Origin of the sequence: Paenibacillus sp. GYB004 (assembly GCF_036577605.1) — a bacterium.
Taxonomy (GTDB): domain Bacteria; phylum Bacillota; class Bacilli; order Paenibacillales; family NBRC-103111; genus Paenibacillus_AB; species Paenibacillus_AB oceani.
Genome location: NZ_JARBDB010000040.1, coordinates 158,782 through 176,527 on the forward strand (window position 1 = coordinate 158,782; position 17,746 = coordinate 176,527).

A 17,746-nucleotide genomic window follows, 5' to 3' on the forward strand; every position below is an offset into this window, starting at 1 on the left:
CTCTATTTAATGGAATTAAGTACGGCCTGGCGGTTGGAACATCTTCTGGAACATATCGAGCTGGTCCTGCAAATCAGCTTCCATCGCCCGGATTCTCGGCTCCCGTAGTGCATCCGCAGGCTTCTTGAGTCTCCGCAGCTCGATCTCGTACTCGCCGAGGCCCGCCGGAACCGGCATACGGAGCGCCCAACTCAGTGCCTCGTCCTCCGACTGCACCTCAATCAGGGCATATTCCGCCATAAGCGTGGTATCGCTTGGAAAAGGGCCAGCCAGCACGCTTGGCTCTCCCCCTCGCGAGGAATAGGTGATCCTCACTCCGCTTGAGCTGGGCCGTAGCTCTTCTGCGGCAAGGAGCACTCCGGCTTGGGCCAGCTCCTGCCTGTACGTTTGCCTTGCCTCGGTATACTCCCGGCCGGGTTCTACTCCCGCCTCCGAGTACCCTGTCGCCTTGATCATCAACATAAATCGCATTCAGGTCCCCTCCTTCCGAATCAGCTTTCTGACGAAAGCTTTTAGCCAAAACTCGCTTTCCAGCTAATTTCTTTTCTCCACTACATTGAGATTTACCATCGAAGATATTTAGTTCAACTCATATAGAATGACGAACGGGAAACCTACGAATCGACATGAGACTCGAAGAAAAAAAATTTATCCTGAATTTCGAAAGTGCTGTTCTTTAAAAATCGAAGGTCAAGACGCGATTGTAACGCTTCGACTATTCTCGACTCGTTCCATTCCTTCCAGTTTATTAGAATTATGAAATTCACAGAGGATGGAACCTTTTTACTTGGTAATCGTCTAATTGTTATAATTTGTTAAATGGATTGGAGTGTGAGTTTGTTGAAAGTCAATGCTCAAAAAGGTCCACTAGCGAAATTTCGATGGTCGGTTCTACTCGCTGCAGGATTGTCCCTAGCGTTATCCATGCAAGTACTGGCCGCACCAGAGAACGACGTAAAGCCTAGCGTTATCGCTTCAGATTATCACAGCGTTGCTCAAACATCGGACGGATCGATATGGTATTGGGGAGGAATAGCGGATGTTATTGAAGGCAAGCATACCCTCCGAGCTAACACCCCACAGCTCATGGCGGACTTGAAGGATGTAGCTGATATTCAATCTTTTCGAAATAAGGAAATCATTTTGAAAAAAAATGGTACGGTATGGGAGTGGGAGCCCCGTTTGAAGGTGATCTCAGAGGTACCATATGAAGCTGTTACCGAATTTCCAGAACCGAAAGGGATCGAAGAATTGTCTAACATTGTAAAAATTTCGGCTGGCAATATTTTTTCAGCAATCGACAAAGACGGATCTGTATGGGTATGGCACCCTTTGGTATTCTACAATGGGTTGCACAAGCTTGAGAATATAACTGACGCAAAAGATATTTCATGGAACGGCGATGCCGGGGTTCATATCTTGAGGGAAGATGGAACGGTATGGAAATGGACGGCTTATAGCGAAGATATTAAATTTGTCCAAGCCGATAAGCAGTTTACAACTCATAAGTTTGAAGAAAACAATAAGTATGCCGTTCGTAATATTGGAGTAAACACGAATTATTCCGCTCTTAAGATTGAGGGTTTGAAAGATATCGTGGCATTATCAAAAGGTCATGGGCGGCAAAATTTTGCGATTAGGAAAGACGGAACCGTCTGGGGATGGGGAGAGAACGTCAAAGGCAAACTGGGCCTGCCAGATGAAACAGAAATCGTAGATCGCCCCGCAAAGATTACAGGTTTATCCGACGTTTCTTCGATTGTTACAGCTATGTTAAACACGCTAGTTCTGAAAAAGGATGGATCTCTCTGGGTCTTGGGACACGATGTAGGTGATTATAATTTAGAATTTAAGAATGGACATAAATTAAGACGTATTGACGGCTTAGGGAAGGTTACCTCGGTAGCCTTGGGAGATGGCCATGCCGTAGCGATTACGGAAGACGGGAAGCTATGGGCGTGGGGGAAAAATAACGGCGGGCAGCTAGGGAATGCAAGCTTTAAAGATAGCTTGACCCCCATCCTCGTTAAAAAGCTCCGATGAAGGAGCACACCCGGCATACGGCTCCTTAGCTCTTTCAACATCAATCCACAACCGCTTGAGGTTGTGGGTTTTTGCTGTACCTGGAGCCATCTAGACGTTGTCGTCGGACGGATTCTCGGCTGCGGGCGACCTTGTCTGCCTTCGGATCTGATCTTGAACCTGGACTCCGTGGCGGAAACCGTATACGGCGATCAAGGCGGTGCAGCTAAAGGAACAATCCGCATAAACCCGGCCGCAAAAGTTACCATCCCTTTTGGCTTTTAAGGGGCAATCCCGCCTTTGTTTGAATGCCGTTCTCCGGGCGGGCAACACGCATTCTTCCACAGATGTTGTTCCATTCCTGAACGAAACCTTAGAACTCATCGGCAAGCGTCCAAGCAACTTTGTGGGATAGCCCCCGTCGTGTTGTAGTCATCCGTAAAGCGCAGCTCGAATGAGCTTGTTATAATGTATGAGCTTTCGAAATTCAGTTTTACTCCGTTGGTGCAGCTCGACACTCCGCCGCCCGGCCCAGCAATAACGCTCGTTCGCGCTCATTCCGTGTCATCGCTGCCGCACGCTCGAATTCCGCGCAGGCTTCGGCGTTCCGCCCCAGCTTCGCCAGAAGATCGCCGCGCACGCTCGGCAGCAGATGATACGCTTGTAAGGTAGGCTCCTCATTCAGCCTGTCGATAATCTGCAAGCCGAAGGCCGGACCGAACGCCATCGATATCGCGACCGCCCGGTTTAATTCGACAATCGGCGATGGGGCGACTCTCGACAGCGCCTCATACAAAGCGGCAATACGAGGCCACTCCGTCTCGGCCGCACTCCTCGCCTGTGCATGACAAGCGGTAATCGCGGCCTGCAGCGAATAAGGGCCGAGCGGCCGTCCGAGCTTCCGGCAGCGTTCCAACGCGGCCAAACCGCGACGGATCAGCAGTTGGTCCCACAACGCGCGGTTTTGATCCATCAGCAGAACGGGCTCGCCCTTGGCGTTCACCCGCGTTTTCAGCCTCGAGGATTGAATCTCCATCAGAGCGACGAGCCCATGAACCTCCGGTTCGTGAGGGGCGATCTCGGCAAGCACGCGTCCCAATCGGAGCGCCTCCTGACAGAGCAGCGGGCGAACCCATTGATCTCCCGATGTGGCCGAATAACCTTCGTTAAACATCAAATAAATCACTTCGAGCACGGCGGACAGCCGGTCCTGAAGCTCCTCGCCCGCAGGCACCTCGAAAGGAACACCCTCGCGGTTCAACGTTTTCTTCGCACGAACAATCCGCTGAGCAATCGTCGATTCGGCGGTGAGGAACGAGCGGGCGATCTCATCCGTAGTGAGCCCGCACAACAAGCGAAGCGTCAGGGCGACCCTCGCGTCCTGCGACAACACTGGGTGACACGTCATGAAGATCAGACGAAGGAGATCGTCGCCGATCTCCTCGCCTATCGCTTGCTCGATATCTTCTTCGGTATACCCGTCCACCGTGCGGGCGATCTCCGCATATTTCCGGTCGCGCAGCTTCGCTCTGCGGAGAAGATCGATGGCGCGCCTCTTGGCCGTCATCATCAGCCAGGCGCCCGGATTATCCGGGATGCCGCTCTCCGGCCACCGCTCCAGAGCGATGACCAGAGCGTCCTGGGCCAGATCCTCCGCCAGGCCGACGTCCCGCACCATTCGCGTTAACCCGGCGATCACCTTCGCCGACTCCATCCGCCAGATCGCGTCGATCGTTCGATCGGTACGGGAGCGGTTCACGCTTGTTTCTGCTCCTGAACTTGCTGGCGAAGCGCCGCTTCTTTTGCCCGCGTCTCGGGATCAGCCATCAAGTCCTCCACCTCGAATACCTGTCTGAGCTCAATCTCTCCCTGTCCGAAACCGTGAGGGTCCGGCATGCGAAGCGCCCATTGGATCGCTTCCTCCCGCGATTTGACTTCAATCAGCGTATAACCTGCGATGATCTCTTTCGTCTCGGTAAAAGGACCGTCCACCACCTTCGGCTTGCCCCCGGGTTCCGGGTACGAAATCCGGATTCCGTTCGAGCTGGACATCAGGCCGTCGGCCGCAAGCAACACCCCGGCCTTCACCAGCTCCTCGTTGTACTTCTGCATCGCCTCAATCAGCTCCTGGCTCGGCATCACGCCTGCCTCCGAATCGGTTGTAGCTTTCACGATCATCATAAATCTCATTTGTAATACCCTCCCATATTTTGTGCTGAGCCGCATCCACCCGTTAAGATTGCCCGGGTAAATCCGCTTCTATCTACACGACGAACGATTGATGACGAAATCGACAGCCGCTATTTTTTTTATACCTTATATTTTCGGGGCTGAGAGCCAAGTTCCTGTCGCACGCCATTGCAACCTATAGCTTGGAGGCTTCAGCATGTAATCGGGCCGCCAGAGCCGACACCCATCCGAAAGCAACCACTCCCGCACTCCCCATAATGACGCCAATCCAACTATTCACTCCCATACCCGCCATAATAAGCAAAGGAGCAAGGCAGGCCGTCGCGATCGAGTAGACTTTCCATCCACGCTCGCCTCGTGCCGCAAAGCGACGGGCAAAAACGATACTTGCCGCAATCAGACAAATAAAGGCTGTAAAGAAAGCCAAAGAATGCAGCGCCGCCTCGCCGCTCATCGATGCCGGCATCCCCTCCGGGGCACCGGACGGAAAGCCGAGACCGGGGTCCGGGCGAAACATACCGGCTGCCATCATACCGGCCCCATAGATTCCAATAAGCAGCGCCCCCCACGTCCCGCCCTTACTCCCCCGCAGAAAACCGCGGATCCCAACGGCCGCGAGCACAGCGAGCAATCCGGTGAGTATGAAATTAGCGCTCTGAATCCACCCCATCTCCCCTAAAGTTAGGGTGCTGATCGCGTGACGCCTAATATCAAATCCTGTGCGTGTAAACACTTGAGCTATGGCTGCAACATAGAACAGCGGCGCACTGATCACCCCGCCGGCCAGAAGCAACCTAATTATGCTGGTGCTACTCTCTTTTGCGTATGTTTTTGGCATAGGAATCCATTCCCTTCTTCTCTCATTTCGCTGCGCCAGTATCGCCCTTAAAAAAATGCCGCCAGTTCCGCCGTAATTGCTTTCGCATCGAGCTTCTTCGTATGCCCCAATCCTTTTTTGCTGAGCAGCTGTGCGTTCGGGAGCACACCCGCCAAAGCTTGAGCGCCGCGGCGCAGCGAAAGCGGACTCTCCGTCCCCTCCAGCACCAGCGTGGGCATCGTAACTCCGCTCCATAAGCGGGCCGGCAGCGGCCTTCCGTCCATATAACCGTCCATCAATGCTGCATCGTAAGGGAGCGTATGTGCAACGGCCATCAGCTTCGACCACACGCCGGGAATGAGCCGCATCATACCGACCACAAACGAAGGCGCCCCCATCCCTTGGGTCATAAAATACTTGATAGCCTCCGCCCGGCGGTCTGCCGCGATATGCCCGGCAACCTGCTTGACGAAATCAGCCGGAGGTTTGCGATCCCCCGCGCCGACTACGAATGGCGGCTCATGCAGCGCCAGTTTCACAATAGGCGCCCCTCTCGCCGCCGCCTGAAGGGCAAGAACGGCTCCGGAAGACAATCCCCAGACATAAGCCGTACCGCCGGCTACATCGATCATCGCCTGAAGATCTTCGATCTCGCGCTCGATCGCATAGGGCTTCGTGTCGCCGCTGTCCCCGCGTCCGCGCCGGTCGTAGTTGTACACCGTGAAGCGCTCCGACAAAAGGTTCGCCAGCTGCACCTGCCCCGGGAATTTCCGGTAGCTGAACGCTCCGGCTACGAGAATCAGTGCCGGACCTTGGCCGACTTTATCGTAGGCGATCTTGGTGCCGTCTTTGGAAGTTACTGTGTTCATTGGATGTATCTCCTTTTCGCTATTGTTCATGATGGATGGGCTGCGGTGGAATGCTGCAATTTCCGCGCCTCTATGAAGACGACGAACCGCTGAATTCAAAATCGACACAACCGACAAAAAAAAATAAAAAAATATCAGATCTTTATTAAAACATAAAAACACAAAACAGATTCCTGCCCAGCAGTAGGAATCTTCCTGAAAATAGTGGTTGATTAAACCAATTCCTGCAAAATCGCAGGAACTTTCCTCAAAATGAGCCATAAGGAGACCCGTTTGCTAAAATTGCTGCGGCTGTGCAGGAACGCGCTTCATTCCCCCGCTCATTGGACCAAAAGCCTGCTTGTGTGCAGGAATCTAAGCGACAAGAGCAGCAGCTAGGCAGCAACGGTCGCTGGATTCCTTGAAAGCAATGACAGAGGCACTGCACACAGCCACACAGCTCCCAGCACACGGTGGAGCGATAACGGTATCAACCACTCCTTACCGGACAAGCAGGTACTCCCCCCGCCCTAGTGGCAGCTTTACTTATAATCGCCTACCAGTAGCTATGTACATCCCCTATCCCTCGACGACTTCAATCATCATTTCCTGTACAACAACAAAACAGCCCAGAAGCTATAGCTTCCGAGCTGCCTTGTCTGCATTCGTCTTTACTTAACCAGCTTAGATAAAACCTGAATCGCTTCCGCACGGGTCAGCTGCCTTTGCGGGACAAATTGCCCCCCGTCGCGGCCGCTCAGAAGGCCCAGCGCTGCTGCGTGCCCGACCGCGTCCCGAGCCCAGTCGCTCATCTGGTCCGCATCGGCAAACGAAGTCCCGGCTGGCGCGCCGGTAAGCTTACCGGCTTGGTACTCGTAAGCGCGAACGAGGATGACGGCCATCTCCTCCCGGGAGATCGTCCGGTTCGGGGCGAACGTCCCGTCGTCGTAGCCGCTGATCAGACCGGCACGGACCGCCGCCTGAACGGCGTCTTCGTACCAGCTGTCCGCCGCTACGTCTCCGAAGGAAGCGGCGCCCGGCGATGCCGGCAGCTGCAAGCTTCGCGCGATCAAAGCGATAAACTCGGCACGCGTCACGTCGGCATCCGGGGCGAACCGATCGTCGCTCACTCCTTCGGCGATCAACTTCGACGCCATCGTTTGAATGACCTTCGACGCCCAGTGGGTACCTGCGACGTCGGCGAACGTCTTGTTCAGCTCCAGCGCGATATACCGCCCCGGTTCGGTTACTTGCGCGGTCAACACGCCATTCGCCAACTGCCCGCCGACATATTCCAGCTTGCCGTCCTCGGACAGACGATACAGATGCGTCAGCTCCGGCCGACCGCCGCCTTGGACGTTAACGGACACGACGATCGGCTCGGCGAATTGCTCCAGCCGGATCGTTCCCTGGCTTGTCGCCGCTGTAACCTGCACGTCCATCCATGCCGACCGTGCCGTTGCTTGTGCATGCCGCTGCTCGCCGATTTGCTTGACCGCCTGCGACGTTTGCGTCTCGTCCGCTTTGGCCAGCGATACGTTCACAGAATGTATCCCGCCCTGCGACGAACCGGCCTTCTGCTGCAACTCCGCGAACAGTTGCGAAGGCAGCGACAGACTCACGTGAGGAGCGGCGATCGTCAGAAGTCCTTGCTCTTTAAGCAGCTCGGCCACGTTAGCCGGCAATTGCACCTGCTCCGTCTTCTCCTGCACGTTCACCTGCAGAGAGCCGTTGCTTTGCGGGATCAGATCGCCGCTGCCGACAACCCGCGTCTTCTCTCCGTCACCTCCAGGGGAAGGCTGTTGTCCCCCTCCGATCGGCGCGCCAGGTCCGGCCGGCGGTGTCTCCGTTTCATTCGGCTCCTCCACCGGAGGCGTCGTGCCGTCATCCTTCTGCTCCCACACGATCCGGTACACCCGTGTCGATTTGCCGTCGGTGCCGACGACCGTTATTTTCGCTTCCTCCCCGCTTTCTTCCAGCTGAACGGCTGCTCCCGGCTGAGTCGCCGTCGCTTGAACCGTACCTTTGGAAGCCGCAGGAAGCTTGTATGTTGCGATTCCCGGGGAGAACCCTGGGACCCCCTCGCCTTTCACGGTAAGCGAGGACAATGTTGCATCGGTCTGCGGTACGGCGATCCGCGCCAGGTCGGTTCCCGCATCCGGCGCATAATAGATGCTGCCGTCCACCCCGATCGACATGCTGTTCAAGAAGTCGTTCACAATAATTTTGTACTGCAGCGTCTCGGGATCGATCACAATGATCTTACGCGCCAAAGTCGTATACAACATGCCGTCCGGCGCCCAGCGCAGATGGTAAGGCAGCCATTTGCTCGTGTTGTAGGAGCTCGGGCGGATCATTTTGCTCTTCACAATCTGCTTGGTCGTCACGTCCATCGCGAAGATCGTACCGTCCACGACTCCCCACAACAGACCGTCCGGACCGAACGATATCTCGCCGATCATCTTCGGCGTTTCATCGATGCCCGGGATATCGAGTGCGAACTCGTCGATCTTCTGCCCTTTTTCCACGTCCCAGACGAACAGCTTCGCTTCCGGCTCGGACGGATCGATGCCCAGCCCGCCCCAGACCGACGTCCCGCCGTACAGCAGACCGTCCTTGTACGCCAGTCCGATAATGCTCTGGTTGCGGACGACTTGATCGTGATCGTACTGCGTCCACTTGTCCGCCTTCTCATCGTAGATAGCGAGCGCGCCGCCCAGATAACCGTAATCCGGCACTGTGCCTACGAACAGCTTGTTATCGCCCGACGTGATCGCGAATGGCCGGTCCTGATGCGCGATTTTGTACTCGTAGTTCGGATTTTGGTTCATTACAAAAGGCTTCTTCGGGTCATAGCTGTACATCACCGCCGATACATATGTGCCGTAAAACACACGCTCGCCGAGAAACCCGATTCCCTCCGGCTGTGCGAAGGCCGAGACGTTCAAGTCGATCTGCTTCGTAAATGGATTGTAAATGCTCATCCCGCGCTGGTAACCGCCGAAATAGAGACGGCCGTCGAAGCCTACCTCGAACGCCTGAATCCGCACCGGCTGCGGATCGATCTCCAGACTAACGAACGTTACGCTGCCATCGGTTGGATCGTACCACATATACTCGCCGTACTGGGTGACGATCGCCAGTACCGTTTGCCCGGCTTTGGCCCCGCTCGTCAGCTTGATCCAGGTCATATCCTTGACGCGCGTCGTATCCGGCAGCGGGTAAGACAGCTCGATCCGCGTGGATTCGTACGTCGTCAGGTCGAACCGGTACAGGTTCGTTAAATATTTGTAGTACATGTACTTCGGATTGGACGGGTCAGGCTCGGAGATCATGTTGCTGTATTGGAAATTCGCGACAACCTCGCCCGTGTTTTTATTCAGCACGACCATATTGATCGTACTGACCGATACGAACAGCAGATCCCCGATCACGAACACGTCCGCGACCGGACCGCCGGGACCGCCCGAATGACCCGGAATCGGAACCGCTTCTTGCGCGCCGGTATGACGGTTCACCTTCAGCAGCTCGATCGTCGTCCCGAGGCCTGCATATACATAGTCGCCGTCCATCGCGATTCCGCGCACGTACTGCTGCCCTTGCTTCAGAATGCCGTAGTTGCGGAACGTCTTGTTCGTAATATCGTATTCGAACAGCTTGCCGCTGGAGGTGCTGTTGTACGTGCCGCCGTAGATTTTGTCGTCAATCGCCTCGAGATCCCATACCCAGCCGTCGGCCGTGTTGTAGCCGAGGTTCTCGAGCTTTTTCTCCGCAGGCAGGTACCGGTACAGCATCCCGTCCTTCGTCCCGGCAAAATAGACGTTCTTGTCCGAGCCGACCGTCATCGCCCAAGTCGCTTCCGTATTCGGGATGACCTGGCTGAACTTCCGTTTGCCCGTCTCCGCATCGACCACGTAGAACGTACCCGGCAAACCGTTGGTTACGAAATAAATCTCATTCTCGCCGAGCGCGTTCGTCTGGATGGCGCCCGCTTGCCCCAGGTTCACGTTGACCATCGGCCCGATCGCTTCGGGAGCCGGGTACTCGCGATCCAGCGGAACTTCCGGCGGCGCCGCCGTTACGCTGATGTCGTCCATATAAGCCTCCGTTTCACTCGGCTCGCCGGAGTACAGCGCAATCCGGGCAAAAGCCGCTCCCGCCGGAACCGTCGTATGCAGCCGCATCGCCGACCATTTGTTCGTCCCCAGCGTTACCGAGCCGAACAAGCCTTCATCGGTGCGAAGAGGGGTCCCGTCAGAAGAATAGTAGTAGATTTGCGGGACAATATTGTGCGTCTGACGAATGACATACACGTTCGTATTAATCGTCAGGCTGCTGCCCGCATTCACCTTGAACCGGTCGCTCATGATACGGAACCCTTCCGTCGCCGAGCCGTCTTTGAAATACAAGCTGTTCGCGCCGTCCAGCACCGGAGATTGCGCCAATTGGGCGGTCCCGCTGCCAAGCACGATTTCCCAGTTCGGGATGTTGCCGCCGACCAGCGGCGATTCGAAGCTCGGATTAGGCAGCGTATCGGCTACTACAGGCGCGGTGCCTGCACGCTCGATCTGAACGTCGACGTCATCCACATAAGCGACCGTCTGCGTCGTCCTGCCGCCGCTAAGCGCAACCACGACATGCGCCGCGCCTTCCTTCACCGTATACTCGCCTTTTACCTGCACCCATCTGCCCGTCCCGATCACAGCCGCCGTCGTAGGGACGCGCAAGTACGAGTCGGTTACGCCGGTCGTCGTCATCTGGGCGTTGTAGCCCGTGAATTCCAGCCCGAAGTTCAAGCTGATATCCACTCCGTATACGTATGCGGTCACCGTCACCTTGTCGCCCTTCGACACCGCGATCGGATCGCTGGATACCGTCAAGGAAGCGTTCGTATCCTTGTTGCGGAAATACAAGCTGGACGCGCCCGACCGGACGACGGTCTGGTTCAAATTCACATACGTGTCCAGCACGTTCGCCGCCGTCGTCACTTTCCAGCCCGGCAGCGTCCCGTCCGGATTAGCCGCCCGCTCGAAGCCCGGGTTCAGCAAATACGGATGATCCGGTCCAGGCCCTGGCCCAGGTCCGGGTCCCGGGGCGTTCGCGCGAACGACGGATACCGCCACGTCGTCGACATACGCGACCGTCTGCGTCGTTCTGCCTCCGCTAAGCGCCGCGACGACAAAGGCTGCGCCTTCCTGTACCTCGTACTCCGCGCTGATCTGCACCCATTTCCCTTTGCCGATCACAGCCGCCGTCGTAGGGACCCGCAAGTACGAGCCGGTTACGCCGGTCGTCGTCATCTGGGCGTTGTAGCCCGTGAACTCCAGCCCGAAGTTCAAGCTGATGTCCACCCCGTACACGTAAGCGGTTACCGTCACCTTATCGCCCTTGGATACCGCGATCGGATCGCTGGATACCGTTAACGAAGCGTTCGTATCCTTGTTGCGGAAATACAAGCTGGCTTGACCCGAGCGAACCGTGTCCGTGCTCAGGTCCACCAGCGTATCCTGCACCGTCGCGGCCGTCGTCACCTTCCAGCCGGGAAGCGTACCGTCGCCATTGCGGCCCAGCTCGAAGCCGGGGTTGAGCAGCTGCACCGGCTCTGCAGTTGCAGCACTGGCTTTTCCTGTCCATGGAGAAACTGGGAACGCTCCCAAAACAATCGATAAAGAGAGAAACACCATAAATAATTGCTTGTACACTCGCTTGCTCATACCATCACTCCCGTAGCCTGAATGGGTTTATCGCGGCAGATCTCCATACTTTTGAGAACGCTTGCGTAAAACACCCTGCACTGTTGCTCTACTGCTCTGCTGCACTTCCATCCTCTCAAGCGGATAGCTCGTGATTGGATCCATCGATCGATCGAAACCGTTTGACGCTCCTCCCTATGTACTGTATCATATCTGTATCATATGTAAGTGATTTTATGACAGGACCCGGTGCTTGTCAACTGGCAGTTTCGTTCGGTATGATCGGAGGACGAGACCAGATTTTCCCGGAAATGAGGTTCCCCAGTGTCAAGCAAACCTAGCCGATCGACCTTTCGGGATCGATTGAAAGATATGGTAGATAGCCTGCGGCAGCAGATCGAGAGCGGACAGCTGGAGCCGGACGCCTACCTTCCGGCGATCCCGCAGCTCAGCAAGCAATACCAGCTCAGTGTCAATTCGGTACAGAAAGGGTTGGAGCAGCTCGTTCAGGACGGGCTGGTCGAACGGATTCCGCGGGTCGGGATTCGGGTGAGAGCGTTTCCCGGCGGACAGCAGCCGGTTACTTTATCCGTCGGGTACTATCCTTCGATGGCAACCGATATGGATCTCCCTGCGTTGATCGGACAGTTCGAAGCCAACCATCCGCACATTCAGGTACGGCTCATCCCGCTGCAATTTTACGATTATCTCGAGGTCGCGACCTATTATCTGGAGAACAACATCGTCGACGTGATCGCGATGAACTATATCAACTTCGGCCAGTTGGCCGAGAAGCTTGCCCCTATCGGCAGCTACTTGCTGCCGCTGCGTCCGGCGGAAGGGATCTACGACTATTTGACCCCTCCTTTTACATACGAAGGGGAGCTGTACGTGCAGCCGGTCATCTTCTCGCCGGTGGTGATGGCTTACAACAAGCGGCACTTCGCAGAGCTCGACTGGACCGCCCCGCCCCGGGAATGGACGTGGAGCCGGTTTATGGAGCTGCTCCATCAGCTGGAGCAGAGCGACAGCGGCAAGCTCGGCTTTTACTTCTACCCGGTGACGGACAACCGCTGGCCGGTCTTTATGCTGCAAAGCGGCCTGACGTTCGGGGAGCTGGACCCCCGGCACCGGGAGGAACAGACGGCCCGGCTGATGGACAGCATCCAGAGCTGCTACGACCTGGTCCACCGCCAGCGCCTGTTCTCGCTCTTGCTGTCCGAGCACGACATCCACGTCGAGCGCCTGTTCGCCGAGCAGAAAATATCGGTCATCATGACCACCTATTTTAACCTGAACAAGCTGCGCGGCACATCGGTCGAATTCGACCTCGCCCCGCTGCCTTACGTGAACGCGCCGAAGACGCTGCTGCTCTCGATCGGCTTCGCCATCAACCGGCACACCCCGAACCCGGAAGCGGCCGAGCTGTTCATCCGGCACCTGACCTCGGAGGCCACCCAGCGTTACATGCGCACCCGCACCTACAGCATCCCGGCCCTGCGGCAAGCGGCCGAGCAGCAAGACGACGAGCAGCAAGGCGACGAACAGCAAGAGAACAAGGCTGGCGGAGCCGGCATCTACCGCCCGGACAATTACAGGCTCTTCAAGGAGCTGGAGCCGAGCTACAGCCTGCTCACCGACCTGCACATGAGCCAGGAGCAGAAGAGCCGCCTGCAGTCGATCTTGGCTTCTTATTTGATGGGGATCGAGACACGGGAATCGACGGAGAAGCGGGTAGGGGAGTTTTTGGAGTTATTGGGTGGGTAGGGACGGATATAAATGATTAAGCTTCGTAAATGCTAATCACGCTCTGCCGCTTCGCAGCGTCCGATTTGTCGTCAATTCCTTACGTTTCAGTTCCTTATGCAAGCAGGAGAAACTAACCGTTCCCGCGAAAAGAAAGGCATACAGAACGCGAAAGGGGCAACCCGATGGGGACGAAATTCGGCAATTTGCAAGTAAGGTCTGAGGATACGGCGGCGGTTATAGCGGCATTCCGGGAGCTTCCCGCGGCAAATGACCCGATTCCCGGCCGCTACTATGTCGGAAGCATCGCACCGGGCTGGGTCTCTATTCTTGGAGACGATTACGGCTGGGGAAATGTCGTTGAAGAAGCGGAGAACGTCTCCTCGCTGACAGGCTCGCCCGTGCTGTCCGTCGGCTACTTCGACGACGATGTGCTGGAGCTCACCGTAGCGGTAAACGGCGAAACGATCGCTACCCATGTAGCCGGACCCGGCCTCGACGTATACGAGCTGGATGCCGAGACGGCCGATGCCGAAACGCTCATCCGTTCGCTCCAGTTGACGGTCGGTGCCGCGAAGTTGAGGGAGATTTTAGCCGATCCTTCTATCGAGGACACGGTTATGCGGCTGCAGGAAGCTATAAACGTACCTTTATGGTTCATGTACGACGCCGTCGAGTACGAGAAGCAATTAAGCGCTTCGCTTGAGCATATCGTCAAGGGAGCTTCGGAACAGCCGGAGGAGAACGAGGATGGACGCGGCATCATTGACCGGTTCGTCAGTCGACACACGCTTGAGCGCAAGTAACGGAATCCGGCACGATCCCGCAAAATAGAGCGAGCCGCCTTTCAGAAAACCTGAAAAGGCGGCTCGTTTGAATTCCCCGCTATATGGATGAAAAAGTTGAACGTGAAAATCTGATCAAATTTAATCAGGAACAAATCGAAACCTATAACTTAACACTCAGTGAGAATACAAGCGAACAAAAAGAACAGATCCTGTGGTCAAAAATACCTAAGGAGCTCGAGATTGCACATAAAAGAACGGATATCGTCATCATAGCCTTATTGTTCGTTTCTGCCGCTCTTTTAATCGTTATGATATTCTTCGTTCGCAAGTATAAGAAGCGTCTGATGAAGCAGATTCATACGGACCGAATGACTGGCTACGGGAATCACGTTCAACTGTTTGAAGATTATGCTGCATTCATCACGGATAATAATCGCTGCAGCTATAGTGTTGTCAATTTGAAAATAGAGAATTTCTCTTATATCAGTGAAGTACATGGATATGTAGAACGAGACAATACCCTCACGCATATCTATTCACAAATAGAATCGGAAATTGTCTTTTGACCATCCAAAGCACTAAGTGTAAAACTTAAACGTAATATTGATTTTATTTGTAGATAACTTTTCTGCGACATTTAAAGATATTCAGCTCTTTATCTACCCTCGTCTATAATCCGTCTACAATTTTGGGAAAACAAAAACCCGACCGTATGTGATCGGGTTTTTACCTCCTTCACATGTCTCGTATATCTATTTACAGTCTTAATTGAGCAATACTGTCATATCTCATTGCGCCGACCTATTCAAAGGCTGCAACCGCATGAACCAACGCTGTCAACTAAGTCTATAACGTCTCTGTACTGAGCGTAAATCCTTCGATTACGGCATCTTCGTCGATCTCAATCAGGATGCATCGTTTCCCTTGATAATTCACCTGTCTCACATACTTTAAATCCTGCGGGCTGACCGAAATCGAGGCTACCTTGGTATCGATCTTAATCGATTTTGAAGTGAATTTCGGCATAACGCTGCTTGCCTTCATTTCATAGTTCCGATCGTCGACGATCGTTTGAAACGCGCGTTCCACTTTTTCCGTCGTCACGTTCTCTATGCCGCTTACGGTCAGTACACGTTCCACTTCTTTATAATCCAACTTCGGGGGTTCTTCCTCATCTTCGTTGGTTTCGATTACCTGGTGGATCTCCTCGTACACCTGTGCGAGAGTGGCTACGTCGAGTTGTTCGCCCGCCACTTCCTTCACGATGTCTTCGAAAATAGCCCTCTCTTCCATGGCCGTCATGGATCTTTCGGCATTTAAGACCTGTTCGATGAAGTGCTGATCCGGATAATTCGATTTTGCCGTACAATACAGAATGCGGTTCACATCAGAATAGTTATCCGTCACGCTAGGATAAAAGAACCCGTGCTCCGGCGAACTTAACTTGATAATCGGATCTACGATGACATTGTACTTAAATTCCCTCTCCACATAATCGAACAGGAGGGTTTTCTTTTGCTTCTCCGTGGAATTCACGCTGCATAGAATGAACGGATTCGCGAACAGTTCGTCCTTCCCGCTCTCTTCGGCTTCTTCATTTCTGCCCTTGGTCGGCCGGAAATACTGTCCATGAACGAACGTGACTACTGTATCCTGTTCATACTTGGCATCCACCAACATTTTATCCACCAACAGCAGCATCAGGTCCTTCCATTCTTCAGGATCGCCTGTCACCAAACCTTGGTGAAGCAGCACTCGCGTTGGATCCTCTGCTTCCTCCTGAAACTTCAACTCGAACAATTTCTGATCCAATTCTCCGGTCAGCAGTTTTTTGAAATTCCCCATATACAGCTCCTGCTTCTCTCGATCCACCAGAGCAAACGCCTGGCGCTCCCAATGATAGACCTCGTTGCTATCCTTCATAATATACACGTTGAGAATGTGGTTAATAGTCATCATCTCGTGATCCAGCTTAAATTGCTTGCGTATATGCGCGATTTCTTTCTTTATCATGATTCGCTAGACAACTCCTAAGAGTAAATTGGTTTTATCAGTATAAACGATATAACAGCCCTTCGCTAGGAGGGCTGTTAATGTTGCTTCTCTTCAGTTCCGTTCCAAACCAACACCACCACACACTCCACATGTGTTCAGACGGTGATAATGATGCCGTATGAAGCGGGTAGCCCCTTGGCGACATGGTATATTTTCGAAAGATTGCTTTTTCAACAGTAATTGCATTTATTCTCTGAATCAATTTCATAAATCGAAAGCCTTACTGGGCTTGAAATTTTAAGGCATAAAAAAAGGAGTACCTCCCCAAATCTCGAAGTGTTTAGTACCACTACCACACACTAGAGAGAGAAAGGATGAACTCCAGATGTATAGTATTCGACATTACAACCATGAACGCATTCATTCATCAATCGGATACAGCACGCCATCTGATTTTGAATGCCAGTACTACTTTAATACGTTAAATCATTAAATTCTGTGTCTACTATCTTGACAGAGGTCCAAAGATAACAAAAGTAAATAAAACACGAATTTTATTAGATTGGAATGATAACATGAATTTAATGGAACTAAGAATACCACAAGGTTTCGCTATTTATTATAATAGGTTTTATGATGTTGAGCCGATATCAGACCCCAATGAAGATGATTTCTTAACAAATTGGACATTCTTTACACAAGACCTACTTCAAATAAGTAAAATGGAACTTGAAAAAGGGAGTTGGAATGTACCTAAAGATGAAAATAGAAGGATACATATTGTTTTAGGGTGGTATCCAGATTCAAGAGCGAGCGGCGAGTATGGATTAGCAATCACTAATGGGAAATGGGATACGCTAATGGAAATTAGTTCAAGGGATAGGTTTGAGATAAAACAGACGCTTGAAAAATGGTTGGAAAAGTTGAACGAAGATCAGAATTATTTAAAAAATGGTTGATGTTTAAGTTGACTATAGAAATATTTGGATTCATGAGTCTTATTAAGACTATACCAGGCATCTAATGTTTTTGAAGAAAACACACCCAGAGCTTTTAAGACGTGTACAGAAAATTCCAACGGAGCTATTCCAGATGCAGTGATCAGTTTTCCATCAGTTACAACAGACTCCATTTTGTAATACTTTTCGCCCGTGTAAGTGGGACAGATCATTTTAAGGTATGCCAGATCATTGCTTGTATGCCAGCGTGAATTCAGCAATCCGGTCTGGGCAAGTGCCATTGTAGCACCACAAATCGCTGCAACCAATATACCTTCCTTTAAACACCTCTGGGCGATTTTTAAGATGGGTTGGTGAATTGTTTCTGTCCATGTATCTCCACCGGGTAAAATCAATGTATCTGTGCTTTCGATTCTGCACTCATCCAGTTTGATGTCAGGCAGTATTGTAAGTCCGCCCATTGTAGTTACAGGAGTCTTTTCAATTCCCACGGTAACTATTTTTGATGGGGCCAGCCCCTATAATATCTTCCCGAGTTCAGTTCGGCAGTTAAGTAACCTATTTCCCAGTCCGCCATTGTGTCAAACACATAAAGATATACCGTATTGTTCATTTGCAAGTTCTCCTTATTTTACAATTCATCAAGTGATACCAACCATCCATCGGTAATCCATGATTATCATCATTA

12 protein-coding genes and 2 pseudogenes are annotated in these 17,746 nt (G+C 53.1%); 6 read left to right on the forward strand and 8 right to left on the reverse strand.

Translation table 11 applies throughout. The features are described from left to right. Positions 1-15: 15 nt before the first annotated feature. Entirely contained in the window at positions 16-471 is a 456-nt protein-coding gene (locus PV433_RS17025; protein WP_332073267.1) for a YciI family protein, read from the reverse strand. A 369-nt stretch (positions 472-840) separates the two neighbouring features. On the opposite strand from PV433_RS17025, the gene PV433_RS17030 reads away from it, so the two are divergent. Beyond that, positions 841-2,043 (forward strand): RCC1 domain-containing protein, encoded by a 1,203-nt coding sequence (locus tag PV433_RS17030; protein ID WP_332073268.1) that lies wholly within the window; start codon positions 841-843, stop codon positions 2,041-2,043. A 129-nt stretch (positions 2,044-2,172) separates the two neighbouring features. Beyond that, a pseudogene (locus PV433_RS17035) lies at positions 2,173-2,407 on the forward strand (transposase); the annotation flags it as partial. Positions 2,408-2,515: 108 nt separating this feature from the next. On the opposite strand, the gene PV433_RS17040 reads toward PV433_RS17035, so the two are convergent. The 5 genes from PV433_RS17040 to PV433_RS17060 form a co-directional block, all read right to left on the reverse strand. After that, entirely contained in the window at positions 2,516-3,736 is a 1,221-nt protein-coding gene (locus PV433_RS17040) for an RNA polymerase sigma factor (RefSeq protein WP_442951543.1), read from the reverse strand. A 41-nt stretch (positions 3,737-3,777) separates the two neighbouring features. Further along, positions 3,778-4,212, reverse strand: a complete 435-nt coding sequence (locus PV433_RS17045) for a YciI family protein (protein ID WP_332073270.1) — start codon at positions 4,210-4,212, stop codon at positions 3,778-3,780. Between the two features lie 175 nt (positions 4,213-4,387). Further along, positions 4,388-5,050, reverse strand: coding sequence for a DUF998 domain-containing protein (locus PV433_RS17050; RefSeq protein WP_332073271.1), 663 nt, complete (start codon positions 5,048-5,050; stop codon positions 4,388-4,390). A gap of 47 nt (positions 5,051-5,097) precedes the next feature. Next, positions 5,098-5,898: an alpha/beta fold hydrolase gene (locus tag PV433_RS17055; protein ID WP_332073272.1), complete on the reverse strand. Its 801-nt coding sequence runs from the start codon at positions 5,896-5,898 to the stop codon at positions 5,098-5,100. A gap of 650 nt (positions 5,899-6,548) precedes the next feature. Beyond that, positions 6,549-11,591, reverse strand: coding sequence for an S-layer homology domain-containing protein (locus tag PV433_RS17060; protein ID WP_332073273.1), 5,043 nt, complete (start codon positions 11,589-11,591; stop codon positions 6,549-6,551). 303 nt (positions 11,592-11,894) lie between these two features. Between PV433_RS17060 and PV433_RS17065 the strand changes: the two genes are divergently transcribed. The 3 genes from PV433_RS17065 to PV433_RS17075 all read left to right on the forward strand — a co-directional run bounded on the left by PV433_RS17065 (position 11,895) and on the right by PV433_RS17075 (position 14,670). Further along, positions 11,895-13,337, forward strand: coding sequence for an extracellular solute-binding protein (locus tag PV433_RS17065; protein ID WP_332073274.1), 1,443 nt, complete (start codon positions 11,895-11,897; stop codon positions 13,335-13,337). Positions 13,338-13,501: 164 nt separating this feature from the next. After that, complete coding sequence (locus tag PV433_RS17070) at positions 13,502-14,122, forward strand: hypothetical protein (protein WP_332073275.1); 621 nt, start codon at positions 13,502-13,504, stop codon at positions 14,120-14,122. Between the two features lie 83 nt (positions 14,123-14,205). Next, positions 14,206-14,670, forward strand: coding sequence for a hypothetical protein (locus PV433_RS17075; protein ID WP_332073276.1), 465 nt, complete (start codon positions 14,206-14,208; stop codon positions 14,668-14,670). Between the two features lie 280 nt (positions 14,671-14,950). Here PV433_RS17075 and PV433_RS17080 read toward each other — a convergent pair whose 3' ends face one another. After that, entirely contained in the window at positions 14,951-16,117 is a 1,167-nt protein-coding gene (locus PV433_RS17080; protein WP_332073277.1) for a DUF4317 domain-containing protein, read from the reverse strand. 557 nt (positions 16,118-16,674) lie between these two features. On the opposite strand from PV433_RS17080, the gene PV433_RS17085 reads away from it, so the two are divergent. Further along, a complete protein-coding gene (locus PV433_RS17085; RefSeq protein ID WP_332073278.1) occupies positions 16,675-17,058 on the forward strand; it encodes a hypothetical protein in 384 nt (127 codons plus the stop codon). Here PV433_RS17085 and PV433_RS17090 read toward each other — a convergent pair. Beyond that, positions 17,040-17,671: pseudogene (locus tag PV433_RS17090) on the reverse strand (type 1 glutamine amidotransferase family protein). The gene PV433_RS17085 and the pseudogene PV433_RS17090 overlap by 19 nt on opposite strands. Between the last annotated feature and the right edge of the window lie 75 nt (positions 17,672-17,746).

What these genes read in the sequence shown, in the direction of transcription:
- PV433_RS17025 (WP_332073267.1), bottom strand. Translation starts at nt 471, where the DNA reads ATGCGATTTATGTTGATGATCAAGGCGACAGGGTACTCGGAGGCGGGA.
- PV433_RS17040 (WP_442951543.1), bottom strand. Translation starts at nt 3,736, where the DNA reads ATGGAGTCGGCGAAGGTGATCGCCGGGTTAACGCGAATGGTGCGGGAC.
- PV433_RS17045 (WP_332073270.1), bottom strand. Translation starts at nt 4,212, where the DNA reads ATGAGATTTATGATGATCGTGAAAGCTACAACCGATTCGGAGGCAGGC.
- PV433_RS17050 (WP_332073271.1), bottom strand. Translation starts at nt 5,050, where the DNA reads ATGCCAAAAACATACGCAAAAGAGAGTAGCACCAGCATAATTAGGTTG.
- PV433_RS17055 (WP_332073272.1), bottom strand. Translation starts at nt 5,898, where the DNA reads ATGAACACAGTAACTTCCAAAGACGGCACCAAGATCGCCTACGATAAA.
- PV433_RS17060 (WP_332073273.1), bottom strand. Translation starts at nt 11,591, where the DNA reads ATGAGCAAGCGAGTGTACAAGCAATTATTTATGGTGTTTCTCTCTTTA.
- PV433_RS17070 (WP_332073275.1), top strand. Translation starts at nt 13,502, where the DNA reads ATGGGGACGAAATTCGGCAATTTGCAAGTAAGGTCTGAGGATACGGCG.
- PV433_RS17075 (WP_332073276.1), top strand. Translation starts at nt 14,206, where the DNA reads ATGGATGAAAAAGTTGAACGTGAAAATCTGATCAAATTTAATCAGGAA.
- PV433_RS17080 (WP_332073277.1), bottom strand. Translation starts at nt 16,117, where the DNA reads ATGATAAAGAAAGAAATCGCGCATATACGCAAGCAATTTAAGCTGGAT.
- PV433_RS17085 (WP_332073278.1), top strand. Translation starts at nt 16,675, where the DNA reads ATGAATTTAATGGAACTAAGAATACCACAAGGTTTCGCTATTTATTAT.